The sequence below is a fragment of the Kitasatospora indigofera genome (assembly GCF_014655955.1).
Classification (GTDB): Bacteria; Actinomycetota; Actinomycetes; order Streptomycetales; family Streptomycetaceae; genus Kitasatospora; species Kitasatospora indigofera.
Window position 1 is genome coordinate 1 of the sequence record NZ_BNBO01000056.1, and the last position, 26,571, is coordinate 26,571.

At 73.7% G+C, this 26,571-nt stretch carries 27 protein-coding genes; 22 read left to right on the forward strand and 5 right to left on the reverse strand.

Annotation, left to right across the window (positions count from 1 at the left end; genetic code table 11):
• The first annotated feature begins 11 nt into the window (after positions 1-11).
• Both IE329_RS42105 and IE329_RS32255 read left to right on the forward strand, forming a co-directional pair.
• Positions 12-176: a hypothetical protein gene (locus IE329_RS42105; RefSeq protein WP_373311369.1), complete on the forward strand. Its 165-nt coding sequence runs from the start codon at positions 12-14 to the stop codon at positions 174-176.
• A gap of 519 nt (positions 177-695) precedes the next feature.
• On the forward strand, positions 696-1,055 hold the full coding sequence (locus IE329_RS32255; RefSeq protein ID WP_190214628.1) for a hypothetical protein: 360 nt from the start codon (positions 696-698) through the stop codon (positions 1,053-1,055).
• 440 nt (positions 1,056-1,495) lie between these two features.
• Here IE329_RS32255 and IE329_RS32260 read toward each other — a convergent pair whose 3' ends face one another.
• A complete protein-coding gene (locus IE329_RS32260) occupies positions 1,496-1,669 on the reverse strand; it encodes a CsbD family protein (protein WP_190214576.1) in 174 nt (57 codons plus the stop codon).
• A 142-nt stretch (positions 1,670-1,811) separates the two neighbouring features.
• Here IE329_RS32260 and IE329_RS32265 point away from each other — a divergent pair, with 142 nt between their 5' ends.
• The 3 genes from IE329_RS32265 to IE329_RS32275 all read left to right on the forward strand — a co-directional run bounded on the left by IE329_RS32265 (position 1,812) and on the right by IE329_RS32275 (position 3,068).
• The gene (locus IE329_RS32265; RefSeq protein WP_073923957.1) at positions 1,812-1,982 is read left to right on the forward strand and encodes a hydrophobic protein; all 171 of its coding nucleotides are present in this window, start codon (positions 1,812-1,814) and stop codon (positions 1,980-1,982) included.
• Positions 1,983-2,185: 203 nt separating this feature from the next.
• Positions 2,186-2,551 carry a PRC-barrel domain-containing protein gene (locus IE329_RS32270; RefSeq protein WP_190214577.1) on the forward strand — a complete coding sequence of 122 codons (366 nt, stop codon included), beginning with the start codon at positions 2,186-2,188 and terminating at the stop codon, positions 2,549-2,551.
• Between the two features lie 145 nt (positions 2,552-2,696).
• Positions 2,697-3,068, forward strand: coding sequence for an STAS domain-containing protein (locus IE329_RS32275; RefSeq protein ID WP_190214578.1), 372 nt, complete (start codon positions 2,697-2,699; stop codon positions 3,066-3,068).
• A gap of 442 nt (positions 3,069-3,510) precedes the next feature.
• Here IE329_RS32275 and IE329_RS32280 read toward each other — a convergent pair whose 3' ends face one another.
• A complete protein-coding gene (locus IE329_RS32280; protein WP_190214579.1) occupies positions 3,511-3,828 on the reverse strand; it encodes a hypothetical protein in 318 nt (105 codons plus the stop codon).
• Between the two features lie 515 nt (positions 3,829-4,343).
• Here IE329_RS32280 and IE329_RS32285 point away from each other — a divergent pair.
• The 8 genes from IE329_RS32285 (at position 4,344) to IE329_RS32320 (ending at position 10,335) form a co-directional block, all read left to right on the forward strand.
• Positions 4,344-4,640 carry a WhiB family transcriptional regulator gene (locus IE329_RS32285; protein WP_190214580.1) on the forward strand — a complete coding sequence of 99 codons (297 nt, stop codon included), beginning with the start codon at positions 4,344-4,346 and terminating at the stop codon, positions 4,638-4,640.
• A 480-nt stretch (positions 4,641-5,120) separates the two neighbouring features.
• Positions 5,121-6,110 carry an acyl-CoA dehydrogenase family protein gene (locus tag IE329_RS32290; RefSeq protein WP_229927944.1) on the forward strand — a complete coding sequence of 330 codons (990 nt, stop codon included), beginning with the start codon at positions 5,121-5,123 and terminating at the stop codon, positions 6,108-6,110.
• Positions 6,107-6,916: a PIG-L deacetylase family protein gene (locus IE329_RS32295; protein ID WP_190214581.1), complete on the forward strand. Its 810-nt coding sequence runs from the start codon at positions 6,107-6,109 to the stop codon at positions 6,914-6,916. The genes IE329_RS32290 and IE329_RS32295 overlap by 4 nt, the downstream gene beginning before the upstream one ends.
• Positions 6,913-7,578 carry a class I SAM-dependent DNA methyltransferase gene (locus IE329_RS32300; protein ID WP_229927945.1) on the forward strand — a complete coding sequence of 222 codons (666 nt, stop codon included), beginning with the start codon at positions 6,913-6,915 and terminating at the stop codon, positions 7,576-7,578. Before IE329_RS32295 ends, IE329_RS32300 begins: the two co-directional genes overlap by 4 nt.
• A complete protein-coding gene (locus IE329_RS32305; protein WP_190214582.1) occupies positions 7,575-8,291 on the forward strand; it encodes a glycosyltransferase family 2 protein in 717 nt (238 codons plus the stop codon). The genes IE329_RS32300 and IE329_RS32305 overlap by 4 nt, the downstream gene beginning before the upstream one ends.
• A 104-nt stretch (positions 8,292-8,395) precedes the next feature.
• Positions 8,396-9,307, forward strand: a complete 912-nt coding sequence (locus tag IE329_RS32310) for a Rieske 2Fe-2S domain-containing protein (RefSeq protein ID WP_190214583.1) — start codon at positions 8,396-8,398, stop codon at positions 9,305-9,307.
• A gap of 190 nt (positions 9,308-9,497) precedes the next feature.
• Positions 9,498-9,974 carry a ferritin-like domain-containing protein gene (locus IE329_RS32315; protein WP_190214631.1) on the forward strand — a complete coding sequence of 159 codons (477 nt, stop codon included), beginning with the start codon at positions 9,498-9,500 and terminating at the stop codon, positions 9,972-9,974.
• A 100-nt stretch (positions 9,975-10,074) separates the two neighbouring features.
• Positions 10,075-10,335 carry a DUF4235 domain-containing protein gene (locus IE329_RS32320; RefSeq protein ID WP_190214584.1) on the forward strand — a complete coding sequence of 87 codons (261 nt, stop codon included), beginning with the start codon at positions 10,075-10,077 and terminating at the stop codon, positions 10,333-10,335.
• Between the two features lie 557 nt (positions 10,336-10,892).
• Here IE329_RS32320 and IE329_RS32325 read toward each other — a convergent pair.
• Together IE329_RS32325 and IE329_RS32330 are read right to left on the reverse strand one after the other, a co-directional pair.
• Positions 10,893-12,623: a thiamine pyrophosphate-dependent enzyme gene (locus IE329_RS32325; RefSeq protein WP_190214585.1), complete on the reverse strand. Its 1,731-nt coding sequence runs from the start codon at positions 12,621-12,623 to the stop codon at positions 10,893-10,895.
• Between the two features lie 66 nt (positions 12,624-12,689).
• Positions 12,690-14,273: an FMN-binding glutamate synthase family protein gene (locus IE329_RS32330; RefSeq protein WP_373311362.1), complete on the reverse strand. Its 1,584-nt coding sequence runs from the start codon at positions 14,271-14,273 to the stop codon at positions 12,690-12,692.
• Between the two features lie 213 nt (positions 14,274-14,486).
• On the opposite strand from IE329_RS32330, the gene IE329_RS32335 reads away from it, so the two are divergent.
• From IE329_RS32335 to IE329_RS32350, 4 genes are all read left to right on the forward strand, one after another.
• Positions 14,487-14,729, forward strand: a complete 243-nt coding sequence (locus IE329_RS32335) for a hypothetical protein (protein WP_190214586.1) — start codon at positions 14,487-14,489, stop codon at positions 14,727-14,729.
• 233 nt (positions 14,730-14,962) lie between these two features.
• A complete protein-coding gene (locus IE329_RS32340; RefSeq protein WP_190214587.1) occupies positions 14,963-15,274 on the forward strand; it encodes a DUF3040 domain-containing protein in 312 nt (103 codons plus the stop codon).
• A 290-nt stretch (positions 15,275-15,564) separates the two neighbouring features.
• Positions 15,565-16,149, forward strand: coding sequence for an SRPBCC family protein (locus IE329_RS32345; protein ID WP_190214588.1), 585 nt, complete (start codon positions 15,565-15,567; stop codon positions 16,147-16,149).
• A gap of 572 nt (positions 16,150-16,721) precedes the next feature.
• Positions 16,722-17,297 carry a hypothetical protein gene (locus IE329_RS32350; protein WP_190214589.1) on the forward strand — a complete coding sequence of 192 codons (576 nt, stop codon included), beginning with the start codon at positions 16,722-16,724 and terminating at the stop codon, positions 17,295-17,297.
• A 281-nt stretch (positions 17,298-17,578) separates the two neighbouring features.
• On the opposite strand, the gene IE329_RS32355 is transcribed toward IE329_RS32350, so the two are convergent.
• Entirely contained in the window at positions 17,579-18,379 is an 801-nt protein-coding gene (locus IE329_RS32355; RefSeq protein ID WP_190214590.1) for a nucleotidyltransferase domain-containing protein, read from the reverse strand.
• Between the two features lie 166 nt (positions 18,380-18,545).
• Here IE329_RS32355 and IE329_RS32360 point away from each other — a divergent pair, with 166 nt between their 5' ends.
• The 5 genes from IE329_RS32360 (at position 18,546) to IE329_RS32380 (ending at position 26,471) form a co-directional block, all read left to right on the forward strand.
• Positions 18,546-20,699, forward strand: coding sequence for a PAS domain-containing protein (locus IE329_RS32360; RefSeq protein ID WP_190214591.1), 2,154 nt, complete (start codon positions 18,546-18,548; stop codon positions 20,697-20,699).
• A gap of 498 nt (positions 20,700-21,197) precedes the next feature.
• A complete protein-coding gene (locus tag IE329_RS32365; protein WP_190214592.1) occupies positions 21,198-23,210 on the forward strand; it encodes a phosphatase PAP2 family protein in 2,013 nt (670 codons plus the stop codon).
• Positions 23,211-23,967: 757 nt separating this feature from the next.
• Positions 23,968-24,999 carry an acyl-CoA desaturase gene (locus tag IE329_RS32370; protein WP_190214593.1) on the forward strand — a complete coding sequence of 344 codons (1,032 nt, stop codon included), beginning with the start codon at positions 23,968-23,970 and terminating at the stop codon, positions 24,997-24,999.
• A gap of 18 nt (positions 25,000-25,017) precedes the next feature.
• On the forward strand, positions 25,018-25,734 hold the full coding sequence (locus IE329_RS32375; RefSeq protein ID WP_190214637.1) for a GAF and ANTAR domain-containing protein: 717 nt from the start codon (positions 25,018-25,020) through the stop codon (positions 25,732-25,734).
• A gap of 23 nt (positions 25,735-25,757) precedes the next feature.
• Positions 25,758-26,471: a GAF and ANTAR domain-containing protein gene (locus IE329_RS32380; RefSeq protein ID WP_229927946.1), complete on the forward strand. Its 714-nt coding sequence runs from the start codon at positions 25,758-25,760 to the stop codon at positions 26,469-26,471.
• Positions 26,472-26,571: the final 100 nt, after the last annotated feature.

A 26,571-nucleotide genomic window follows, 5' to 3' on the forward strand; every position in this document is an offset into this window, starting at 1 on the left:
ACGCCAAGCCGATCGCCGTCCTGCCCGGCGCCGAGGCCGTTCTCGCCGCCGCGTCCGCCGACCCCGCCGCCCCGGGCGTGATCGCCGGTGACGACGCCGGCGAACTCGTCGCCGCCCTCACCGAGCTCCTCGCCTCCCACCGCGTGTGGGATCGCTTCCCTCCGGCCGTGAGCTGAACCTGAACCGTTGTCCCACCGTGTGCGCCTACCTGCCGGTAGGCGTACACGGTGAGGCCAGGACGGCGACGGCACCGGCCCGGACCGGCACCGGCCCGGGTGGTCGGTAGCGGCATGGTCGGCCCGGCAAACTGGCCACGGGGAGCCGCCCGACACCGGGCCAAGGCTCTGCTACGAGGATCGGCCCACCTGCTGTGAGCCGCTGTTCAGCACGCCGGCCCGGCCGGATCAGCCGTGGCCTTCCTGGCATCTGCCGCCATCGTCCACCCCGGGCGCCTCGCCGAGCTGCCCTGCGGAGGTGGCCCAGCACTCGATCCCGCCTCCGGACGCCCGTCGGCGGCCGGAGGCATGCCCGTCCGCTGTTCGGCGCCACTGCGGCCGAACGGTCGGGGAACGGGATCGGCGGGCGTAGACGCGGCCGCGGATGGGAACAGGTCGGTGTCCGAACTCGGCGAGGCGGAGGGAGCCGGCACGGTGACTGACGAGCGGAGGGCCGGCCGGCACGCCCGCCCGGCAGGGATGAACGATGCCACGGTCGAGGCTTTGGGCCTGCTGTCGGAGGCGTTGGAGCGGACGCAGCGAGCACGGGGCCGGCTGTACGACTTCCACCAACTGACCGGTGGGGCGGACAGGACGGTCGGGGAAGCCGTGGCGGCGCTGCGGGCGGCCGGCCACGCCGAACAGGCCGACCTGCTGGAGCGCGAGGTCCAGGGCGCGGACGTGCTGGCGGACATGTGGACCTTTCAGGTGGTCGAGGCCTACGACGAGGGCTACTACCGGCGCTTCACCGAGGTGGAACAGCGGGTGCGCGAGGCGCTGGCCGGCGGGCGGGGCCACATCGCCGAGGCGGAGATGAAGCGGCGCCGCGAGACACACTGACCTGCCGGACGGGTCGGCCTGCTCGTTGCTCACATGGGCACCGCTGGTTGCCGGGGGCTCTGAACGCCGTGCCTTCGGGCGCGGGGAGCGGGACGACAGCGGCGAGGGCGACGACCGCGCCGGGGCCCTCGGAATCCCGGCCCCGCGCCCGCTGGACACCGCCGGCCTCCGGTCGCCGGCCCTGGTCACGGCGCAGTCCGGCGCAGACGGCAAGTTGTGAAGGAGTCACCCGACAGCGGGGGCAGGGTCTGCCACCGCCTGGCCGGTGCCCACCCGCAGCCCGGGTGCTGTGTCCGGTGCGGGCGCGGCGGGTGCGGACGTTCGGTGCCCGCCGGGGACGGCGGGCGGGGTGCGCGGAAGGCGCGTGCGGCGCCGGGAACGGACCACGCGGGCCCCGACCGTGGGTTCGGTCGGGGCCCGCGTGGGGGGCTTGGGGGTGGTCAGTGCTTGAGGGCGTCCTTGGCGTGCTCGCCGGCCTGCTTGATGTCGGCCTTTGCCTGGTCGGCCTTTCCCTCGGCGGTCAGACGCTCGTTGCCGACGGCCTTGCCGGCCGTCTCCTTGGCGCTGCCCTTGAGCTTCTCGCCGGTGTTCTCGATCTTGTCGCCGGTGCTCATCGTGCGCTCCTCGCAGTAGCCCTGTCCTGTGCTGACACCGGGGCGCCTGCCCGCCCTGGCGGGGAAGATTCCTACGAATACGCGCGCCTTGCCGGGGCAGTCGGCCCTACGACACGACACTGACTCATCCCCGGAGGACACGATGGTTCCCCTTCTTCTCGTTCTGCTCCTGGCACTGCTCCTGTTCGGTGCGGGCTTCGCGCTGAAGGCCCTGTGGTGGGTGGCGATCATCGTCCTGGTGGTGTGGCTGCTGGGCTTCGTGGCGCGTGGCACGCACTCGTCGGGCCGGCGTCACCGGTGGTACCGCTGGTAGAAGTCAGGGTCACGCGGAGGACCGGGAGAGGCGGAGCCGGGAAGGACGTCCCGGGCGCCCGGTTCCCGGTTTCGGCCGGAGGACGAACCGCTGGTCGAGGACGGTGGCACAGGTGTGACCTGTGGATACCAGGGCAGTCGCAGGACTGAGAGCGCGTCGCGCCGGGATCAGCCCGCGCGGCCCTGCACAACGAGGGAGACGCCATGAGCGGCATCGAGATCTGGGAGTTCCGCAGCACGTCCGGCCACGTCTCCGGCTCCGAGCTGATCGGCTTCCGGGTGGAGGCCACCGACGGTCACATCGGCAAGGTCGACAAGCTGTCCGAGGAAGCCGGTCCCCAGTACCTGGTGGTCGACACCGGGCCGTGGATCTTCGGCAAGCACGTCCTGCTGCCCGCCGGCACCGTCGTCCGCATCGACCAGGACGACAGGACGGTCCACGTCGACCGCACCAAGGACGAGATCAAGAACGGACCCGAGTACGACCCCGAGAAGCACGACGCCGCCGACAGCGTCTACCAGGACGCCTATGCCGGCTACTACGGCCCCTACTACGGCGGTCCGCTCTAGAGCCGGCTCTGAGATGCGGGCCGCCACCGACACGGTGGCGGCCCGCATCCGTACGGGCCACGGCGGAGACCCGAGGGCTGGTAGGCAGGCCCGGTTCTGACAAGTACGGTTGTCCAATGCACACATCCAGCAGGGGAACCCAGCGGTGACCGCCGGCGCGGCGGGCCGGTTCACCGCCACCGTCCGGGAATGCCTCGCCGGACCGGTGGTGGAGGCCGCCGGCGAACTCGACCACGACAGCGCCCCGCAGCTGCGGGCCGTGCTGCGCCGCGCGTTGGCGGTGCGGCCCGCCCCCGCGATGCTGGTGGTCGACCTGGCGGGCATCACCTTCTGCGACTCCTCCGGCCTCAACACCCTGCTGCAGGCCCGTCTCGACGCCGAGCGCCAGGACACGGCGTTCCACCTGGCCCGCCCTACCGACATCGTGGCCAGGGTGCTGGAGATCACCGGCACCGATCAGGTCTTCCCGGTCGACCAGGTCGTCCCCGCCGTCGTGCCGCGCCATGGCGCCGGCTGACCACGGCGACGGTGGCCCGCGCCGACGCCTGCGGCTTCCGGCTGTCCGGTCGGGCGGGCGAGCATCCCCGACCGGGCCGCCGGGTGTTCACCGGCGGCCCGGTCGCAAAGGACGACCGGGCGGGTTGCGCGCCGTCGATGCCCGCCGGCACCTTCCGGGCCTCCACGCGCAGGGTGACGGGGCAGGCGCGGCAGGTGCCGGGTCAGACGGCGCGTGGTGATCGCGCCGCCCCGGTCGACGGCGGCCTTGACGCCGCCGCGGCTCGTGCCCTGCAAGGTGGCTGCCACGAGGATCTCCGGCCACCCGCAGGGCTCGCCGGTGGCGACGCGTCGTCGTCATGCACGAGCATCTTCACGGCCTGCCTGAACACAGCGGCCCGGACCGCGGGCCGCGCTCGTACCCGGGCGCGGCCCGACCTGCTGGTAGGCGCTCTTGGAAGGCTTCATCGGCGCCCTCGGCGCAGGCCTCGGAGCACGGCCGTGGTGAGGGCGGCTGCCGCGAGGGTGACGAGCACCCATGTGCGGTTGGCGCGGGCCGTTCCCGCGGCCCGGCCTGCCTGTTCGCGAAGTTGCGGCGGGGTGTGCTCGGCGGCGAGGTGCCCGACCTGTGCCGCCGCGCCACGGGCCTGTGCCGTCATCCGTCCGGCGCGGTCGAGGACGTCCTTGGGGGCGTGCTCCCGGGCGGCTCGTGCGGCACGGGCCGCTGTGTCACGTGCCGTCTCGGCGGCGTGCACGACCGTCTCCCGAGTCTCACTCCTCATGGCTGCTGCCTTTCGCCATGCGCTCCGGGGAGCGCGGTTTCGTCGGTGCGGTTTCGTCGGTGCGGTTTCGTCGGTCCGGCCCGGCCGGTCCGAGTGTGCGGATCGTCCAGGCGCGGCGCTGATGCGTAGGAGCCGGGTACTTCCATCGTCACGCCTGCCTCTCACGTCCGACGCGCTTCTGCCGTGTCGGATCGCCTTTCGGGGCGAGGCGGACGGTGGTTCCCTGGCGGCTACCCCGGGCGGCGCAGCTCATGTGCTCCGCCTTCTCGCGGCACGAGCCCCCTTCCGGCCGGATCTCACGGGTCGTGCCCTGCCCTGTGGGCGGGCGGGGCCGGCCCGCCTGCCGATCCGAGTCGTAGGCCTCGCGTTCGTGCCGGCGGGGGTGTGGACGGCGTTCGCGCCCCCGCCACCGGTGTGATGTGCCGGATCGGGGTCAGAAGGTCTTCGGCGATGGCCGTGGCAGATGCGTCACGGCCATCACCGACAGCGTCCACCAGTGAAGGGAACGATCATCGGTGTCTGTGGTCTCGCGTCTGCCCGGACCGGTTCAGGACCAGTGGGAGTGGCAGCTGCGCGGTGCCTGCCGCGACCTGGACAGCGTCCTGTTCTTCCATCCGTTCGGTGAGCGTGGCCGGGCCCACGAGGACCGCGAGGCCGCGGCGAAGCGGATCTGCGCCGGGTGCCCGGTGCAGGCCGAATGTCTCGCTCACGCTCTGCAGGTGCGTGAACCCTACGGTGTGTGGGGCGGCATGGGCGAGATCGAACGGTCGGGCCTGCTCGGCCCGGTCCGGGCGGAGCGCCTCGCGGGCTGAGGACCACGTGAGCGGCGCAGGGAAACGGCGACGGCCTGGCCGGCGAGGTCGTCGAGCGCTGCTGTGCCGTCGTCGACGGTGTTGGAAGGCGGCGGCAAGCGGTTCCCGGAGCCACGACAGGTCCACCGGACGACTCGGGGCGCAGTCCAGGGTCACCGGCCGCCCCGGACCAGGCACCGCTCCCAGGGAATGCGCAAGGGGGGCCGCTACGTGCGGGCGGGCCCCGGCAGGAAGCTGGGCGTGCGAGCGGCCGGCGCGAGGTGCAGAGTCGTTCGAAGGCCGGGCAAGTGCCCCGGCCGTTGCCGAGGAGTGCGCCGTGACCGCTGGGTCGTCCTTCCGACCGTCCACACTGCCGCCCTGGCCGGTGCGTCTGCCGCGCCAGCCCGATCCGCGCCGGGAAGCCACCCGGTGAGCACCGGCGCCGTGTCGGCCCGTCCGCTGACCGGCCCTGCCGGGTCCGTGAGCACCGGAGCCGACGCAGTGGATCACCGGAGCTCCGTCGCCCGGGAGTTCACCCGGATGGCGGCGCGCGGGGAGCTGGATCTGCCGCTGCCCGGCGGCGGCCTGACCCGTGCTCGGTGGGAGGCCCTCACCCGCTGGGCACAGAGCGACCTCTCGCTGGCGCGGCTCGCCGAGGGACACGCGGACGCCGTCGCGATCCTCGCCGAGCTGCGGGCCCAGGGTGCGGAGGATCTGCCCCCGGGCCGGGAGGGCGCCCGCTGGGGCGTGTGGGCGGCGGAGCCTCCCGGCCACCTGGTCGAGGCCCGTCGTGTGCCGGGCGGGTGGCGGCTGTCCGGGGTGAAGCCGTTCTGCTCGGGCGCCCGGGTCTGCACGCACGCGCTGGTGACGGCGCGCCAAGGGGAGGAGCGGCGCCTGTTCGCCGTGACGGTCGCGCAATCCGGCGTCACGCCGCTGCCGGACAGCTGGCCCGGGGCGGGCATGGCGGGCAGCGACACCCTGGACGTGACCTTCGACGACGCCCGCGCCACGCCCGTGGGGGGCCCGCGAGCCTACCTGGAGCGCCCCGGCTTCCACCACGGCGGGATCGGTGTCGCCGCCTGCTGGTACGGCGGCGCGCGCGCCGTCGCCCGCACACTGCTGACCGCCTCCCGGACCTGGGACCTGGACCCGCACGCCCTGGCGCACCTCGGCGCCGTCGACGCGCGCCTGGCCACCGTCGAGGCACTGCTGGACAGCGCGGCCGCGGCCGTCGACGCCGACCCCCGAGACGTCGGCGGCGCCGCCGACCTTCGGACGATGCGGGTGCGCGCCGCTGTCGAGCAGGCCGCGGCCGAGGTGCTCACCCGGGTCGGCCGGGCACTGGGCGCGACTCCACTCGGCCACGACGCCGTTCACGCGCGTGCCGTCGCGGACCTGACCGTCTACCTGCGCCAGCACCATGCCGAACGCGACCTGGCGGCCCTGGGCAAGGCGGTCGCAGCCACCCGGCAGAACTGGGAAGACAGATGACCAGCCGGCCAACGCCCTTCCTGCCCACGCCCGAGCCGCCGCCCGCCGCCGACCCGATCCAGGCGCCGGGCACCGCGGAGCACCGGTGGCGGGCTTGGCCCGGGCTGCGCAGCCTGCCCGCCGTCGACCCGCTCGGCCTGCTGCGCACCGGAGCGGCCCGCCGGCCGAGAGTGCTGATCGTGGCGGCCCATCCGGACGACGAGGTCCTCGGCCTCGGCGGCACGATCGCCGTCCTGGCGGCGGCCGGTGTCCGTCTTCGCCTGGTGTCCGTCACCGACGGGGAGGCCTCCCACCCCCGCAGCCGGGCGCCGGCCGCCCGCGACCTCGCCGGCGTCCGCACCCGCGAACTGCACCAGGCCCTCGGCCGGTTGAACGCGGACGTGCAAAGCGTGCGCCTGGGTGTCCCCGACGGCGAGGTCGCCCGCCACGAGCCGGACCTCACCGCACGGATCGCCGGACTCCTGCGGGACTGCGACCTGTGCGTGGCGCCGTTCAGCCGGGACCTGCACCCCGACCACGAGGCGGCGGGACGGGCCGCCCTCCGAGCGGGCGGCGCCGCAGGCGTGCCGGTGTGGGAGTACCCGGTCTGGGCCTGGCACTGGGCCGTACCCGGTGACGTCCGCCTGCCCTGGCACCGCGCGGCCCGCATCCCGCTGTCGCCCACCGCGCGGGCCCGCAAGCGCGACGCCCTGGAGTGCTTCCGCAGTCAGACCCAGCCGCTCGGCGACCGGCCCGAGGACGCCCCGATCCTGCCACCCGCCGAACTCGCGCACTTCCACCGCGACTTCGAGGTGGTCTGGCGATGACCGCGGCCGACATCAGGGCGGCCGACGCGGCCGGCGGCACGCCGGGGGAGTACTTCTCCCGGATGTACGCGGGCCGGCCCGATCCATGGCAGCTCGCGGACCGCTGGTACGAGCGGCGCAAGTACGCGCTCACGCTCGCGGCCCTTCCGGAGCCGGAGTACCGCAGCGGGTTCGAACCGGGCTGCTCGGTGGGCGTCCTGTCCGCCCTGCTCGCCGGACGCTGCCGGGCACTGCTCTCCTGCGACCGCGAGGAGCGGGCCTGCGCGCAGGCCCGCCAACGGCTCGCGCACCTCTCGCACGTCCGGATCGAGCAGCGCGTGCTGCCCGCGGACTGGCCCGGGCCCGGTGAGCGCTTCGACCTCGTCGTCCTCTCCGAGCTGCTGTACTACTTCACCGCTGCCGACGTCGCCGGCCTCCTCGACCTCGCGGTGCGGTCACTGGAACCAGGGGGAACCCTGCTGCTCGTCCACTGGCGCCACGAAGTGGCCGAGCACGCCCTGACCGCCGACGCCGTCCACCGCCAGACTCGCGCCCACCCGGCCCTGGTGCGAATCGCCGGCCACGGCGAACCGGACTTCCTGCTCGACGTCTTCATCCGCCCCGAGCGGGCCGGCACTCCCGCCGGGCGCCTGTCGGTCGCCGCCCGCGGGGGACTGACGTGATCCGCTCCCTGGCCGTGGTGGTGCCGGCCCGGGACGAGGAGGAGCTGCTCGGGGACTGCCTGGACGCCCTGCACCGGGCCACCGTGCATCCGCGCGTCCGAGGCCTGGCGGTCCGGGTGGTCGTCGTCGCCGACGCCTGCGTGGACGGCACCGCGGCCGTCGCCCGCCGGCACGGTGCGGATCTCCTGGAGCTGAGCACCGGCATCGTCGGGGCGGCCCGCGCGGCCGGCAGCGAGCACGCCCTGGGCCTCGCCCTGGCGGCCCGGCCCGGCCTGACGGCCCGGCAGGTATGGCTGGCCCACACCGACGCGGACTCCGTGGTCCCGCCGGGCTGGCTCGGGCAGCAGCTCGCGCATGCGGCCGCCGGCTGGCACGCGGTGGTGGGAACCGTCCGGGTGACCGACTGGACCGGCCACCCGGACGGGACCGCCGCCGCCTTCCGGCAGCGCTACCGGGCCGGTCGTCCCCGGGCCGGGCATCCGCATGTCCACGGGGCCAACCTGTCGGTACGGGCCGACGCCTACCGCGCGGCCGGCGGCTTCGAACCGCTGACCGTGGGTGAGGACCGGAGCCTGGTCACCGCGCTGGAGGTCGCCGGCCACCGGGTGAAGCGCACCACCCGGAACCCGGTCACCACCTCCGCGCGGAGCGATCCGCGCGTCCGTCAGGGGTTCGGCGACTTCCTCCAGGGCCTCGACGGCTTGACGTGCTGACCGTCGAGGCACGCGTCGGGGCGCGGCCTGCGGCGGCGGGGCCGGCTGCGCCGTCCGGCCCATCCTGGGCCGCGCGACCGCGGCGCGTCGGCCAGCGTGGATCCATGGCAACTCTTGTCTCGCGCATCACCGCTGCCGCCGGTCAGGGCAGCATCGGTACCCGGGTCCTCAAGGCACTCGACGCCCTGGGGGACGCCGAAGAACTCGACGTGGTCGCCGTGCCGTTGCAGCGCGCCGTCCAGGGCCTACCGCTCGGGCGGCTGCGCGGGGTGCTGCACGGCCGTCCTCTGGGCCATCCGCTGCACCCGGCCCTGGTCCAGCTGCCGGTCGGGGCCTGGTTGTCCGCGGCCGTCCTCGACGTCGTGCCGGGTTCGGAGCGCGCCGCGCACGTCCTGGTCGCGGTGGGAGTGGTCGGCGTGGCCCCGGCGGCCTGGACCGGCTGGGTCGACTGGGCGGAGCAGCACGAGCAGCAGATGCGTACCGGCCTGGTGCACGTCGCCTCGGTGGCGACCGCGGTGGCACTCTACGGAGCCTCCTGGGCGGCCCGCTCGCGCGGCCGCCACCGGCTGGGCCGTGTTCTGGGCTTCGCCGGACTGACGGCTGTCGGCGGCGCAGCGGCGGTCGGCGGGCACCTCGCCCACCGGCAGTCCGCCGGGGCGAACAAGGCCGAGCCCGTCCCGCACCTGGTCGAGCCCGGTTGGCACACGCTCGGGCACGTGGGGGAATTCACCGTCGGCGCGGCGGCGCGGCGGACCATCGGTGAGGTGCCGGTGGTGGTGGTGCGGGAGGACGAGGAGGTCTTCCACGTCCTGGCCGACCGGTGCAGCCACGCCTCGGGCCCGCTCTCGGAGGGCAAGGTCGCGGACGGCTGCGTGACCTGCCCCTGGCACGGCAGTGTCTTCCGCCTGTCCGACGGCTGGAACGTGGACGGGCCCGCCACCGCGCCGCAGCCGGTCTTCGTCACCCGGACGGACGGTGACGGCAACCTCGAAGCGCGTCTGCCGGGCGCGGGCTGAACCCGGGCGGCCCTCCGCTCCCGTCGGTGCTACTGCGAACCGGTGGCCTCCCGGACGGCCGGGTGTGCCTTCCCGGGGTTCGGGGAAGGCGTGGCCGGACCGCCTTTCCCCAACCTTTCGGGAGTACACCGTGGCAGGCGACGACTTCGTGATCGACGTGAGCCGGATCCGGGACGAGGCCCGGCAGAAGATGGCCGACGGCGCCGTGACCAGCACCTACGGCCTCGACACCGGGAAGGTGATCGCCGTCCTCAACGACGTGGTCGCCACCGAGGTGGTGTGCTGGCTCCGGTACACCCGGCACGCAATCTCGGCCACCGGCATCGACCGCGCCCAGGTGGCGGCGGAGTTCACCGAGCACGCCGCCGAGGAGATGCAGCACGCCCTGCGGGCCGCCGAGCGGATCGCCCAGCTCGGCGGCGAGCCCGACTTCGACCCGGCCACCCTCGCCCAGCGCGCGCACACCGACTACACCACGCCGGACGAGAAGGACCTCAAGGCCATGCTGGAGCACAACCTGCTGGCCGAACGCATCGTGATCTCCACCTACCAGGAGATCGCCCGCTGGCTGGGTGACCACGACCCGACCACGCGGCGCCTGATCGAATCCATCCTTGAGGAGGAGGAAGAGCACGCGGACGACCTCACCGACCTCCTCGCCGTCTGACCCGGGCAGGCGGCTCCCGGCCGATTGGGCCGGCCGGATTCCGGACAGACGCGCAGCAGCCGCTCGGCGCGGGCGGCCCCGGTGCGCGAGGGAGGCCGCCATGGTCAGGATCCTGTACAAGCCCCTCGGGCTGCTGTTCGGCGCCCTCGGCGGGATCGTCGCGGGCGCCGTTTTCAAGCGTGCGTGGGCCCTTCTGGGTCATGAGGACGACGCGCCCCGGGCCACCGACCAGGACAGGACCTGGAAGGAGGTGCTGACCGCCGCCGCGCTGCAAGGTGCGGTGTTCGCTCTGGTGAAGGCCGCGATCGACCGCGGCGGCGCGGTCGGCACCCGCCGCCTGACCGGCACCTGGCCCGACTGAGGCCGTACCCGCTTCGGTGAACCGCTGACGGCCGCGATCAGCGGCCCGGGAGGCGGTCATGAAGGAATTCGACCGCGAAGTCGCCCACCGCAGGTCCACCGATCTGTCGCACCTCAAGGACGAGGTGGACCGGAGGAACACCGAACACGTCGACCAGGTTCGCTCCTCGGCCTCGGCCTCGGCGGAGCCCGCCGAGGCCGAGGAGCAGGACGAGGGACGAGGGGACATCCCCGGCAGAGCGGACGGTGTGACCGCACCGGAGACGGTGCGGTCACACCGCGTGCGGGGCCGGAACGGTCACACCACGAGCCGGCCCGCGACGACCGGTCGTCGCGGGCCGGCCAGAGTGTTTTCCGTGCCGTGTCCGTGCCGTGGAGCGTGGGTCGGGAAGCAGCGGTCCGTGGAGATCCGGGCAGCTCGGCGCGCCTGCACCGGACCCGGACCTTCGCCGCGGCGGTGGAGCCAGGTGGCCCGCAGCGGGTGGCCGGCCGACGTTCGGCGCGCTGACCTTCCGCGTCCAGGACTTCGTCACTCGGAATCGCAAGGGGCGTGCCGACTCACTCCCCGTGGCCCTTCTGCAGGACCTCCTTCACCTTGGCGACGGCGAATCCCCAGCCCTGCTGGAGCGTCGGCCGGCCGGGGACGGCGAGTTCCCGGGGGTTGGTGAGCACGTCCAGCAGCACCGGCCCCGGCGTGGCGAAGGCACGGCGGACGCTGTCCTGGAGTTCGGCGGGGTCGGTGACGCGAATGCCGGTGATCCCGAGAGCGGTGGCGACGGCCGCGAAGTCGGGGTTGTCCAGCTCGGTCCCGAACTCGGCCAGCCCGGTCTGTTCCTGTTCGAGCTTGACCATCCCCAGCCGGCGGTTGTCGAAGACCACGAGCTTGACCGGCAGCCGGTACTCCTTGATGGTCATGAGGTCGCCGAGCAGCATGCTCAGGCCGCCGTCGCCGCAGAACGCGACGACCTCCCGGTCCGGTGCCCAGAGCTGGGCGCCGAGGGCCTGCGGCATGGCGTTGGCCATCGAACCCAGGTTGAAGGAACCGAGCAGGCGCCGCTGCCCGTGCAGGGTGACGAACCGGGAGAGCCAGACGGTGGCCATGCCGGTGTCGGACGTGAAGATCGCGTCGTCGCTCGCGCAGGCGTTCACCGCGGCGGCCAGCGCCTCGGGACGGACGTCGCCGCTGCGGTTGTCCAGAGCACTGCGCAGCCGTCCGAGGCCGTGCTCGTCGTGGCCGGGGTCGGCCAGGCGCCGCTGTTCGGCGCCCCAGTCCTCGAAACGCCGGCGGGCGGCGTCCAGGTGGGAACGGTCCCCGGCGACGTCCAGGTGGGGGAGCAGCGCCTGGAGGGTCGCGCCGACGTCGCCCGCAAGTCCGGTGTCGACCGGTGTCCGTCGCCCGAGGTTGCTTTCCCGGAGGTCGATCTGGACGACCTTGCAGTCGGTGGGGTACCAGTCCCGGTAGGGGAAGTCGGTGCCGAGCATGACCAGGGTGTCGCAGGAGTCGAGCGCGTGGACGGCGGCGGGGTTGCCGATCAGGCCGGTCTGGCCCACCTGGTACGGGTTCTCCCCCTCGAAGCCCTCCTTGGCCTTGAGGGTGAGGACCATCGGCGCGGCCAGCCGTTCGGCCAGGGCCATGACCGCGTCACGGGCGTCGCGTGCGCCGCGGCCGACGAGCAGGGTGACCTTGCCGCCGGCGTTGATGAGGTCGGCGGCCTCGCGGATGCCCGACTCGTCCGGGCGGGTGACGGGGTGGGCGCGGGGGAAGCGGGCGGGGCGGTCGTCGGTCGGTTCGCGGTCGCCGAGGTCACCGGGCACCGTGAGGACGGCGACTCCGTTCTCGCTGATCGCCGCTCGCACGGCGGCTTCGAGCATCCGCGGCATCTGGTCGGGGGAGGTGACGGTGTTCCGGTGGACGGCGACGTCGCGGAAGAGCAGGTCGTTGTCGACCTCCTGGAAGTAGTCGCCGCCCAGTTCGGCGAGCGGCACCTGCCCGGCGATGGCGAGGACGGGGGTGCGGCTCTTGGCGGCGTCGTAGAGGCCGTTGAGCAGGTGGACGGAGCCGGGGCCGACGGTGCCCATGCACACGCCCAGGGTCCCCGACAGCTGGGACTGGGCGCCTGCGGCGAAGGCGGCGGCCTCCTCGTGGCGGCAGCCGATCCAGTCGATGCCCTCGGTGGAGCGGATGGCGTCGGTGAGCGGGTTCAGCGCGTCACCGACGACGCCGAACACATGGCGCACGCCGAGTTCCTGCAGGGCGTCGACGATCACATGGGCGACGGTGCGTGCCACAAGCGGGTCCTCCGGTTCGTTGCGGGGTGGAAAGGCTCGGGGAGTTCGGTCGGACGGGCGCGGCTGCTACACCGTGAAGTGGTCGGGATCGGCCGCGTGCCAGTCCTGGACCCACGCCTCGGGGGCGTCGTCGATCAGCTGCCCCGGGCGGAGTTCCGGGTACAGCTCGGCCCAGGAACGGACGGTCTGCGGGTCCGTCCTCCGCTGCAGCATGTGCGGGCGCAGCTGGGAGGGTTCGTCGACGCCCATGGCGGCCATGATCTGCAGGGCGCTCTTGACCGTTGCCTCCTGGAACCGGTGCACGCGCCGGGACTTGTCACCGACGTCCAGGGCGCGGGCCCGGCGGGCGTCCTGGGTGGTCACGCCGGTCGGGCAGGTGTTGGTGTGGCAGCGCTGCGCCTGGATGCAGCCGACGGCGAACATCATGGCGCGGGCGGCGTTGGTGTAGTCGGCCCCCTGGAGGAGCCGTTTGACCAGGTCGCTGCCGGTGGCGACCTTGCCGCTGACGCCGATCCGGATGCGGTCGCGCAGCCCGGTCCCCAACAGGGCGTTGTGGACGGTCAGCAGACCGTCGGTCAGGGGCATGCCCATGGTGTCGGCGAATTCGAGGGGGGCGGCGCCGGTGCCGCCTTCCGAGCCGTCGACGATGACGAAGTCAGGCGTGACGTCCTCCTCCAGCATGGCCTTGCAGACGGCCAGGAACTGGCGGCGGGAGCCGACGCACAGTTTGAAGCCGACCGGCTTGCCACCGGCCAGTTCACGCATCCGGGCGATGAAGCGGACGAGCTCCCGCGGGGTGGCGAAGACCTGGTGGTAGGGCGGGGAGACGACGGTTCGGCCCTGCGGCACCCCTCGGACCTCGGCGATCTCGGCGTTGACCTTCGGGCCGGGCAGCACGCCCCCGACGCCGGGCTTGGCCCCCTGACTGAGCTTCAGGGACACGCACTTGACCTGAGGGTGGGCGGCCTTCGCGGCGAACTCGGCCTCGTCGAAGGCGCCGTCCTTCGTCCGGCAGCCGAAGTAGCCGGTGCCGATCTCCCACACGAGGTCGCCGCCGGGCCGCAGGTGGTACTCGGACAGGCCGCCTTCGCCCGTGTCGTGGGCGAAACCACCCAGCGCGGCGCCGGTGTTGAGAGCCAGCACCGCATTGGCCGACAGCGATCCGAAGCTCATCGCCGAGACATTGAGCAGCGCCATGTCGTACGGCTGGGTGCAGTCGGGGCCACCGATCCGCACGCGCGGCGGGTCGGAGCGCACCGCGCGCGGGGCCATCGACGGGACGAGGAACTCCTGGCCGGCCTCGTACAGGTCGAGTTCGGTGCCGAACGGCTCCTCCGCGTCGGTTCCTTTGGCCCGCTCGTACACGATGCTGCGGGTGTCACGGTCGAAGGGGCGCCCGTCGACGTTGCGCTCCACGAAGTACTGCTGCAACTCCGGGCGGATGCCCTCCAGCGCGAACCGCAGATGGCCCAGCACCGGGTAGTTCCGCAGCACGGAGTGCCGCCGCTGGAGCAGGTCCCGTACGGCCAGGAGCAGCACGGCAGCCGACGGACCGGCCGCCCACCACCACCATGACGACACCAGCACACTCATCGCGACGGCGGCCACGGCCACGAAGCCCAGCAGGGCAACCCAGAATATTCTCAGCACAGCCCGTCGTCTGTCCCCGATCGAGCCCGTCAAGCCGGCCGGGGGCGAGACGTGTATCGGACCGGCGGTGCCGTCCGGCACGGAAGCGACGAGCAGGGCCTGGGACGGCGGCCGATCGCCCGGCTCACTGACCGTTGCCCTGTCGGCGAGGTCCGTCGAGCGCAGGGGCCACGGAGGGCGCGGGAGACGTGGTGCGCCGGCATCGAGATTGAATTGCGCCTGGGAGCCGACTCGGCCCTCCTGGCGGCGCGCGTCGACCTGCGTGAGGGCATGGACAGCGAGGAGGCGGAAGAGGTGTGCGTCCGGATCAAACGCCAGCTGCGCGAGGAGTGTCCGGCCTTCGACCAGGTGTTCCTCGACATCGTTGACGCGGACAGCGACGACCGGGATCGGGCCCGGATCCTGGAGCGGGACATCGGGCGCCTCGTGGCGGACCAGGACGGCTCGGAGGAGTGACTCCAGCCCGTGGCCGCGTTTCACCGACCCCGGGCGGGCGCCCAACGGTCGCGGTGGAATCGGCGCAGCTGGGTAGCCACGTCGGTGGGGTCGGGGCAGTTGTCACCCTTCCGACGCCGCCTGCGACGGGCCCGGTCCTCACCCCGGCGAGGCTTCGGGGCCCGATCGGCGGGCCGGGGGCGGGGGCGGGACAATGGCTTCGGAGGCGGTTCCGTCCTGGTGAGGTGACGGTGATGTCCCACCTGTCGATCCACGAACGTCGGGTCCTGGCCGGCATCGAACGCCGGGTCACGGCGGAGGACCCGGAGTTCGCCCGGGCCCTCGCACCTCCGGTGCCGGGGCGCGACCACACCCACCGCCGTAGGCAAGCCGCCGGGTCCGTCCTCCTCGTCGCCGTGGGCACCGCGCTGCTCCTCGCCGCACTGGCCGCGCACGGGGTCGGGGCCCTCCTGGCGGTCGCCCTTCTGGTCGGGGTGGTGCCCGGTTGCCTCTGGTTCGCCGCAGAGGCGTTCGAGCGCCGTCGTCGCTCGCGCCGATCCAGCTGAACCCGCGGTCGGAGACCGCCGACGGTGGGAGCGGACGGTTGTCGGCCTCGCTGCCGTGGTGATCGGGGGCAGTCCACCTGAGCCGCCCCGGAGAGCTGCTCGACTGCCTGCGGGTACCGGACCGAGCGGAAGCGGCCGGCGTGCGGCCCTCGGCGGTGACGGCCCCGAACGCCCCGCCCCGACGGTCGCCGCCGAAGGCTCTTCGGAAATCCTGATTGCCCTCCCGTCCGCGGGGCAGGCGCGTGGACAGTACGGAATGTCCGAGCTTGTCGACTTCGAAGGAGACCGTTGTGAGCAAGGTGAAGGAGTCCATCGACGTGGACGTCCCTCTGCACGGCGTCTACAACCAGTGGACGCAGTTCGAGGAGTTTCCGCGCTTCATGGACGGAGTGGAGGAGGTCCGGCAGACGGACGACCGGCACTGCCACTGGACCACGAAGGTCGCCGGCGCGCGCCGGGAGTTCGACACCGAGATCGTCGACCAGCTTCCCGACCAGCGGATCTCGTGGCGGACGGTGGGAGGTGACGTGCGGCAGATGGGCGTGGTGACGTTCCAGCGCCTCGACGACTCCCGCACCCGGGTGAGCCTGGCCATGGAGTTCGAGCCGCAGGGCATGGTGGAGAAGGCCGGCGACATGCTCGGCGTCCTGGACCGGCAGGTCAAGGGCGACCTGAACCGGTTCAAGGGCTTCATCGAGGAGCAGGGCCGCGCGACCGGCGGCTGGGGCGGTCGCCTGGCACCGGACGGTGCCGGAGCTCCGGGCGGCCCGGCCGGGCGGGGTGACGCGCCGCTGCGTGAGCAGCCCCAGGCCCGGATGACCGGCGAGGGCGCGCCGCCCCGGCCGGTGGACCCGGACGACATGCGGCACGGCTGACCACACCCGTCCCGGCCGGTCACCCGGCCTGGCCGCCGACCGGACGCCGGCGCCTTCGAGGCGCTCCCGGCGTCCGGTCGGCGTGTCCCGTCCCGGAGCTGTTCTCCGTCCACGGGAGAGCGCGGGTGCCCCAGCACGCTGTCGGACAGTCCGGCGAGCAGGGCGGCGGCGTTCTCGTGCACCTCCAGCGCCCCGCCGTCCTGCTCGCGCTCGCAAGATCCGCCGGAGGCACCGGTGCCGCAAAGTCCACAAGTGGCGAAGGGTTTTCCTGCCGCGGACGGGTTGACGCCGGCCGAACAGACCCGCCGTGCGGGCGGCCTGCCCGGAGCGGCCGCACCAGGACGTCCAGGGCCTGTCGCAACCGACAGCGCAACTCGCCGACGCCCTCGGGCGTCGCCGACGCCCGGTGAACTCTGTGGCGCCGGGCGTACCTCGGCGCGCGCCGGGCCCACGAGACCGGGCCAACGAGACCGGCCAACGAGACCGGCCCACGAGACCGGCCAACGGAACCGCCCCCGCAGAACGCCCCCTGCAGAACGCTCTGCGGGGAAGTACTCCGGAGAGGACAGCTGATGTCTCCTCGGAAACCGGCTCAACCCCTGAGCAGCTACCTGAACGACCACCTCACCGGAGCCTTCGGCGGCGCCGCGCCGGCCCGCCGGACGGCCGGTGCCCACGGCGACCCGCGTCGCGCGGCCGACCTGCGCTCCCTCGCACGGGAAGTGGAGGAGGACCGGGACGCCCTCGTACGGACGATGAACCGGCTGGGCGTGCCCGTCCGCCACTACCGCACCTGGCTGGGCGTTGCCGGCGAGCGGATCGGCCGGCTCAAGCCCAACGGCACCCTGCTCCACCGGGCGCCGCTGTCCGACCTGATCGAACTGGAAGCGATGCGCACCGGCGTCGAGGGCGAGGCCGCCCTGTGGCAGGCGCTGCGCGCCGTCGCCGACCACGACCCGCGGCCGGACCCGGCCGAGCTGGACCGTCTCGCCCGACGTGCGCTCGACCAGGCACGCACCCTCAAGGACTGGCACCGAACGGTCAGTGCCGAGGTCCTCAGCACGGACGGCGCCTCGGTGGGCGGTGGCACGGGCCGCCGTGCCGGGGGAGCCGGCAGTGACGCCCGCGGACTCCCTTCGAAGTGGTGACCCCGTCACGATGGCCGGTGGCGCCACCGCGCTGAGCCGCCCGGCGCCCGGCGCCGGGCCCCGAACGCCACGGGGCACGGCCGCCCGCACCTTCACGCCGACGGCCGACGGCGGCCTGAGGCGGCCCGACGGCAGGCGTCCACCCGGTGGGCGCAGGTCGGCAGGCCGCGGTGGGCCGTCGCGTCCACGCGCTGCCACCCGTCGTGGCTGACGGCATGGGGTTCGGCCACCGCCCCGGCGGGCTGTCCGGCCTGCCGGGCGGCCGCAGCCCCTGCCGGGCCTCAGCTCCCGACGGCCCCCGCGGCCTCGTCCACCCGTTCGCGCACCCAGGCCAGGAAGCTCCGCACCTCCGTGGCCGGCAGTCCGGTCGCCCCGGCACGCGAGCGCTCGAAACCGGCCAGCGCCGCCTCGACGACCGGCCGGAAGCCGGGCTCGGCGGCACAGATCGCGCGTCCCGCCGCGCGTTTGGCCGTCCAGCGCCCGGTACGGCAGAACAGGACCGACCGGCAGCCGTTGAGGACGCGGTTGTCCGCCAGATGGCCCTCGCCCTCGCTGTGCTCGCGGACGGACGCCTGGACGGCCGCGAGCAGATCGGCCGCCGTCGGTGGGGCGATCACCTCCCGTGCCGGCCTGCCGAACAGGGCCAGCCCGGCCTGGTGGGCCACGGACCGGTCGATGACGTACCAGAACGCGGGGGAGCACGCGGGGTCGAAGCTCGCCCGCCCGGGCAGCAGCGGGCCGGTGTTGAGGTCCAGCAGGTAGCCGGCCCGGCCCGACGCGCGGCCGGCGAAGTCACGGTCGTACACCACCAGCTCCAGCCCGGCGGCCGGGCACGGCAGCCGGGGGTGGGCGAGCGCCTCGGCCAGCTCACGCAGCACCGCACCGGGCACGGACGGTTCCACCACCACCGTCACGTCGACATCGCTGCGCCCCGGCCGGTAGTCCCGGAGGGCCAGCGAACCGACCGCCAGGACACTGACCAGTTCAGCTCCGCAGATCCGGCGCGTGCGTGCCACCAGCTCCCGCAGGTAGGGACGGACGTGGTCGGGGAGCGGCTGCGGGCCCTCGGAGTCTCGGGACATGGGGCCAGTCTCCGCCGCGGCGCGGGATCCACGGGCGATTCCCGGGCAGGCGCGCCACGCGGGCGGCGGCCGTCGGTGCGGGCGGCGCACCCGCGAACGCCTCCGGGCAGGCCGGCCGGAGCGTCAGCTGGGACGATGTGACCGGACGGGTGTGAAGGAGCGGACCATGTCCCAGCCGAGCCCCATCGCTGCCCTGGACGAGCAGGGAACGGTCGTCGCCTGGAGCCGCACGGCCCAGCGCCTTACCGGGCTGACGGAGGCCGAAGCCCTCGGGCGCCGGGTGCCCGACCTCCTCGCCGCCGGCGCCGAGGCGCTCACCGAGGTCCTGCGGGGCGGCCTGACGATCGGCTCCCTGACCGGCGGCGACCGGCGGCGATGGGGGGTGTGGCCGTCAGCGGACTCCGCCGTCCGGGTGAGCCCGGCGGTGGACGCGGCCTTCACCCAGTCCCCGATCGGACTGCACCTGATCGCGGACGACCTCCGGATACTGCGCGTCAACAAGGCAGCCTGTGCCATGCGGGGCTTACCGGAGGACAGCATCCTCGGCCGTTCCGTGCAGGAGGCCTTCGCCCGCTACGAGCCGGCGGCGGTCGAGCGGGTCGTCCGCGAGGTGCTCGCCACCGGTGAGCCCGTTCTCGACCACCTGGTCAGGGGCACCTCTCCGGCGGATCCCGAGCACGAGCACGCCTTGGCGATCTCTCTGTTCCGCCTGGAGAACACCGACACCCGCACCATGAGCGTGGTGGCGGAAGCGGTCGACGTGACCCCGCGGGAGCGGAACCGTGAACGCCTCGCCCTGCTCCACCGCGCCCACGAACACATCGGGCGCAGCCTGGATGCGGTCCGCTGCGCCTGGGAACTCGTCGAGGTGGCCGTCCCCGACCTGGCCGGCGCCGCGTTCGTCGCGCTGTTCGACGCCGCCGTGCAGTCCACGGCTCCGTCCGACCTTCCCGGGCTGCGTTGCGTGGCCGCCTCCACGGACGGCGAGGACATGCCCGCGGTGGGTTCCGCCCTCGCCCCCGAGCCGTTCGCCCAGATCCTGAGCGATCGCGTCCCGCACGTCGAGCACCTGGCCGCCGAAGGCCGGGTGCTCACCCTGCCGCTCCTGGTGCGTGACACCCTGCTGGGCGTCGTCCGCCTCCGGCACCTGCACCCCAGGCGCCCCTACGACGAAGCCGCCGTCCGGCTGGTGGCCGACATCGCCGCGTACACCGCCCTCTGCATCGACAACGCGCAGCATTACGAACACGCCCACGCCACGGCCCTCGCCCTGCACGGCAGCGACCCCGGCTCGCTGCCGGCGGGCCGCGGCGCGGTCGAGACCGCACAGCGCTACCTGCCCACCGGTCCGGGCGCGGGAGCCTGGTTCGACATCGTTCCCCTCTCCGGGGCACGAGTCGCCCTGACGGTCGGCCAGGTGCACGGCGGCGGACCGGGAGCCACCGCGGCCATGGGCCAGCTGCGCTCCGCCATCCACGCCCTCGCGGGCCTCGACCTCGACCCGCACGACCTGCTGGCCCGCCTGCACAACACCACCCGGCGGCTGGGGGCCGAACGCCAGGCCGTCGGGGACACCCGCAAGCTGACCGCCACCTGCGCCTACGCCGTCCATGACCCCGTCGCGAAGCGCTGCACCGTCGCTCGCGCCGGCCGGCAGAGCCTGGCAGTCCTGCTGCCCGACGGCACCTGGAACGACCGTCCGCTGCCGGAGACCTCCCCCCTGGGCGAGGACGGGCCGCCCTTCGCCGCGGAGGAGTTCTCCTTCCCGCCCGGCACCACCGTCGTCCTGCTCTCCGGCCCGGATCCGGCAGGCTCCGACACCCTGCGTCGGCTGCGCGCCGACCTCGGCGACCGGTCCGCGGCGGCGGACGACGTCCTCGGCCGCCTGCCCGCCGACCAGGCCGCCGTGCTCCTCGCCCGCACCCGCGCGCTCGACCCCGCCGACGTGGCGACCTGGGACATCGACCCCGAACTCACCGCCGTGGCCGCCGCCCGCCGTCTCACCATCGGAAGGCTCGCCCGGTGGGGCCTGAACGATCTGGAGTTCGCGGCAGAGCTGACCGTCAGCGAGCTGGTCACCAACGCCATCCGCCACGGCACCCCGCCGATCCGCCTGCGCCTCGTCCGCAATCCCGCCGCGCGCACCCTGACCTGCGAGATCTCCGACGCGAGCCCGGCCGCTCCGCACCTGCGGCACGCTCGCGCGGGCGACGAGGGCGGGCGGGGCCTGTTCATCTCCGGCGAACTGTCCGACAGCTGGGGGGTCCGTTGGTCGTCCGAGGGCAAGACGGTATGGACCGAGACCGCGTTCGGGACGTAGGAGCGGGCCGGGAACCCCGGGATCGGCCTTCCGCCGGCCGCCAGGTACGTCTGCCGCCCGGGCGGCCGCCCCGCGCGCCAAACGTCGCCGTCCCTCGACCGGGCGGCCGCCGTCGACGATGAGGACGATCCGGCGATCGATGGGGCGAGGTCCCCCCGCCGCTCGGCGGTGCTTCCTAGGATGGCCGGGTAGCCGCCAGATGGCCGGGTAACCGCTGCCTTGCACGTGGCAACGCCGCGCCCCGATCGGGTAGTGGCGTCCAGAGCTGGGAAGGGCCAGAGCTGGGAATGGGCGTCGATGGAGGTCACTGAGATTCAAGGGTCCGCCCACCGCTCCGCCCGCGCGGAGTCCCTGGGCGCTGCCGTCCGCCGGTTCGGGCCGCTCTGCCTCCGGCTGGTGGTCCTGGGCGCGGCGGCTGCCGTCACCTGGGCCGCCCTCGGGCGTCCGGCGGCACGTCGGCGTACCGATGCGATCACTGCGGGCCGGGAGATTCCTGCTGTGGGCGCGGTACTCGACGGGCCGGGCACGGGGACGGTGGCGCGAATCGTGCTGCTGGTGGTGGCGCTCGGCGCGGCCGCCGTCGCCGGCGAGCTGGTGGTTCGCAACCTGCCGCACGCGATTGCGCATCCCGCCGAACCTCCGCATCCCGCCGGGTCCTCGCGTCCCGCCGCGGCCACGGGGCGTACCGTGGCCGGTCCGCTACGCCCCGGCTCCCTACGGCCGGTCGACGGCAGCTCGGCCTCGTCCGCCCGCGACGGGCCCGCCAAACCGTCGCTGCCCTCCTGGATCGCCCCGCTGGCGCCGAGCGCCGTCCTGATCAGCGCCGCTCTGCGGGGTTACGCCGTCGACGCCGTGCAGGCCCTCGCGTGCCTGGCGCTCGTTCTCACGGAGTTCCTCGCCGCCGGCCGTCGGCGATCGCCCGGGGGACTGGCGCTCGGGGCCGCGATAGTCGTCCAGCCGGCTCTGCTGCTCTTCCTGGTGCCCGCCTGGCGGTGGTGCGGGCGGCGCAGGGCACTCGCCGCCCTCGCGGTCAGCCTGGCGCTCGGCGGCGCGGTCCGGCTGCCGCGGCCACCCTTGACGGCCGCGTCCTGGCGCAGTCCTGGCGACCCGCTGGTGATGCCGGGCGCCGACCCGGAGAGCCGGTCCGCACTCGGTGTCCTGCTACGGCTCGGTCTGCACGGGGTTCCGCTGCTCTGCCTCTGGTCGCTGGTGGCGCTCGTCGTCGGAGGGCTCGCGCTGCGCCGTGGTGCGCGCTACCACGGCGACGGGCAGGTGCTGTTGGCGCTGGCCGTGATCGGCTGTGCGAGTGTCCTGCTGTCGGCGGTCGCCCTTCCGTCCGACCTCGGCTGGCTGCTGCTGGCAGGGCTGGGGCGGCTCGGCCGGCGGCCCGAGGACCGCCCGCTGTGGCCGGTCGCCACGGCTACGGCGGTCCTCCTGCCGGTCGCCCTGCTGACGCCCCACCCCCATGCGGTGAGCAGTGCCGTGGTCCGTGGCGCGGGCACGGTGTTCGCCGCCGGGGCGGCCGTCGCGCTGCCGTTCCGCCTGCGCGAAGACCCGCTGTGGCAGGTACGGCGGGCACCCGGGCCGACCACGCGCCGGCCGTTCGGACGATCGTTCCTGCCACTGCTGCCCGCGTGGATGCGTCCCGTCAGCCGTCCCGCCCTGCTGCTCGAACTGCTGCTGATCCAGGTCTGCTACGGCATCTACTCCTTCATCCGCAACGCCGCCCCGAATCGCGCCGCGACCGCCGTCGAGAACGCCGAGCAGCTCTACCGTCTGGAGCAGCTGCTGCACCTCGACGTCGAAGGTGCCGTGAACCACTGGGCCAGGGAGCGCGCGTGGCTGATGGATGTGATGCTCGACTACTACCACGTCCTGCACTTCGCGGTGCCCATGGCCGTCCTGGTCTGGCTCTACCTCACCCGGCCCGTGCGCTACCGGACCGGTCGTACGGTCCTGTTCGTCACCACCGGGCTCGCCCTGGCCGGCTATTGGGGCCTCCCGCTCGCCCCACCCCGGCTCACCCCCGGACTGGCCCTGCGGGACACGCCCTCCTCCGCAGGCCCCGGCGCCGAGCCGGGTGCCGTGCTCACGGCGTTGACCAACCAGTACGCTGCGATGCCGTCCCTGCACGTCGGGTGGTCCCTCTGGTGCGCCCTCGTCGTCGTCACCGCCACCCGAAGCCCATGGGCCCGCGTCGCGGCGGTGCTCTACCCGGCCGCCACGCTGCTGGTCGTGCTGGGCACGGCCAACCACTGGCTTCTCGACGGTGTGGCGGGCGCGTTCCTGCTCGCGGCCGGGTGCCTGGTCCAGTACGTGCTGACCGGGCGCCGCCTCGTGGACCCCGATCCCGCCGCGGGCCCGCCCGGCCGCGCCCGGTCCGGGTGGCATCCCGTGTCCGACCGACGCCGGGCCACGGCCGGGGAGCGCGGGGCCCGGCCCGCCGCGCCGGCCAGGGCACGGAGCCGCCGGCTCCGACGGGTGCGCCGGCCCTCCGGCAGTGCGCGGTAGGGGCAGGAGCGGGTCACCAGTGGCTCCGGACACCCCGTGCGAACCGGTCAGCTGCCGGTGGTCCGGTCGATGACCATGCGCAGCAGGCCCGGCCGCCCGCCGCCGCTGCGGAGGGTCCGCCCCAGCACGGCACGACCTGGCGCCGGTCGGTCTCGTCGAGCACGGGGTCCACGAGGTCCAGCAGGGCGGACACCACCTCGCCCGTCGGCCGCAGCCGTCCGGAGCGTGGATCGAACAACTGGTCCGAGCAGCCGTGGCGAGCGGCGTACCGGACGGCCGCCGCCAGGGTCTCGGGGCGGACCGGTGCCATCGGCGCGGCCACCCTCCACCAGCGCCCACGGGGCGGCCCGCGAGCGCGCGCACCAGGCCGGCGAGCATGACCGCCTCGTCCGGCCGCAACTGCACGCCGGGCCCGGCATCCGCCCTGGCCCCTGGCCCGCGGGCGCAAGTCGCGTCGGACGTCATACCTTCGGGACGCCACGGTACGTCTTCCGTCGAGGGCGAGCTTCCGTCCCACTGCCCGAAAACCCCGCCCTCGCCCGACGCGCATGCCCCTCGGTCGGTCCTCCTCGTCGCGCCGTCGGCGATCCCTTCCGGGTGGTCGATCAGCAGGACGGCAACTCCACGGGCGTATGGTGGAAGCGAAGTCGGGGACGAGCGTGCTCGACCCGTGGCCTTCGGGCTCCGGACGCACGCGGATCCCGAACCTGCTGCCCCTGACCCTGGCCGCGCCGCACCCCACGGCTAGGGAGCCGGGATGGCCATCGCAGAAGAGTCCTCAGCGTCACTCACAGGCACAGGCACGGGCACCGGCGCGGTGCGCGCGGCCGGCCGGCGCGTCGCCCCGCCACCGTACGACGGCTCCTCGCCCTTCCCGAGGGACGAGTCCACCGGTCAGCAGCGGGTGCCGACCTGGCAGCTGGCGTTCACCGCACTGATCGTGGCATTTCCCTTCCTCGCCCTGGCGCTCGCGGCGTGGTTGCTGTGGGGCAGCGTCATCGGCCCGGCCGATGTCGTTCTCGGCGTCCTCCTGTACTGCGTCACAGGGTTGGGCGTCACGGTGGGATTCCATCGCGGCCTCACCCACGGGAGCTTCACCCCCAACCGCCCCGTCAAGATCGCGATGGCGGTCGCCGGGTCCATGAGCTTCCAGGGGGACGTGATCGGCTGGGTCGCCGTCCACCGCCGCCACCACGCGTTCACCGACCGCCCCGGCGACCCGCACTCACCGTTCCGGTTCGGCACCAGCCTCACCGGCGAACTCCGGGGCCTGGCCCACGCCCACGTCGGCTGGATGTTCACAGCCGACACCACCCCGGCTGCCCACTACGCTCCGGACCTCCTGGCGGACCGGGACCTGCGCGCGGTTTCCCGGGCGTTCCTCGGCCTGTGCGTGCTCTCCCTCGCACTCCCCTTCGGGGCCGGTTGGCTGATCGGCGGTTCCGTGCACGCGGCACTCACCGCCCTCCTGTGGGCCGGCCTCGTCCGCGTCGCCCTGCTGCAGCACGTGACATGGAGCGTCAACTCGCTGTGCCACATGATCGGACAGCGCCCCTTCCGTACCCGCCGCCACGACCGGGCCACCAACCTCTGGCCGCTCGCCCTGCTCTCGTTCGGCGAGAGCTGGCACAACCTGCACCATGCCGACCCCACCTGCGCCCGCCACGGTGTGGACCGCGGACAGATCGACATCACGGCCGCGGTGATCCGCCTGCTGGAACGGTGCGGATGGGTCAGGGATGTCCGCTGGCCGGCACCCGGCCGGCTGGACACCCGCCGGCGAGCCTGAGCCCAGGAGCCGGCCGTCATGATCAGTGCTCTGATGGCGCGCACGCTGCCGCTGCTGCGATCATCCGACGGCACGCCGGACCTCACCGTCCTCCGTGGAGCAGGCGAACGGGCACTCGGTGTGGACTGCCTGGCAGTCTCCGTTCTGGACAGTGCCGGTGAACGCGAACTCCTCTGGTGCTCCGACGATGTGGCCCGCACGTTCGACGACGTCGAGTTCACCCTGGGGGAAGGTCCCGGCCACGACGTCGTCACGAGCGGCATGTCCGTCCTGGTTCCGGACGTGGCCCTGATCGACACGGATCGCTGGCCCGGGCTGACCGTGGAGCTGGGGCCGCTTCCGGTCCGGGCGATCTTCTGCTTCCCCCTCGCGGTGGGCGCCATCCAGGTGGGCGCACTCACCACCCTGCGCCGCACCCGCGGTCCCCTCACCGGAGCCCAGGCCGACGACGCCTTCGTCCTCGCCTCGGCGCTCACGGCGCTCTTCCTGGACGGCCCGGACGACGACCCGAGGACGCCGACGGTCCCGGCGCTCCTGCGCGCGGCCGTCCACCAGGCGACGGGGATGGTCAGCGTCCAGCTCGAAGTCCCCCTTTCTGTCGCCCTGGTGCGCCTTCGCGCCTATGCCTATGCGTCCGGGAGGCCGATCGCCGACGTGTCCCGGGACATCCTCGACCGGGTCCTGCGCCTGGGCGACAATGGCAGGGAACTGCCCACGGGCGGGGAGGAGGACTGATCGCGATGGCACGGGTGCGAAGAGTGACCGAGGTTTTCGTGGAGGCCGCCAACTCGCTGACCGAGGATTTCGGAGTGATCGAATTCCTGCAGCAGTTGTGCGAGCGCTGCGAGGAACTGCTCGACGTGGCGGCCGCGGGTATTCTTCTCGCGGATGAGCATGACACGCTCATGACGATCGCGGCCTCGGACGAACGTACCCACATGCTCGAACTCTTCGCCCTCCAGCACGACCAGGGCCCCTGCGTCGACTGCTATCGCACCGGCACCGCTCGTACGGCCATCGACCTGACGGACCTGGGCGTGGTGGGCGACTGGCAGGCCTTTGCCGCCCAGGCCCGCCAGATCGGCTTCACGACCGCGAACGCGATTCCCATGCGTCTGCGCGGGCGGGTGATCGGGACCCTGGGCCTCTTCCAGACCAGACCCGGGCCCCTCGGGCCGGACGACGTCATGCTCGCCCAGGCCCTGGCGGACGTTGCCACGGTCGCGATCCTCCAGCAGCGCAGCCTCGACCGCAGCGAGACCGAACGCGGCCAGCTGCAGTACGCGCTGACGAGCCGCATCGTCATCGAGCAGGCCAAGGGAATCCTCGCCGAACGCTGGGGCATCCCGCTCGACGACGCGTTCGCCGCGTTCCGCTCCTACGCGCGCGCCCAGCACCTGCAACTGGCCGAGCTCGCCGGAAGGATCGCGCGTGGGGAATTCGACACGAACGTGATCCCCCACGGCGATTGAGCCGAGTCCCGACCCACCGTCCGGCAACCGGACGGGGCGGCTCCCGGCACAGCCGTGCCGACCACCGTCGACGCGGCCGGAGGTACCGGCCGGGAGGCGG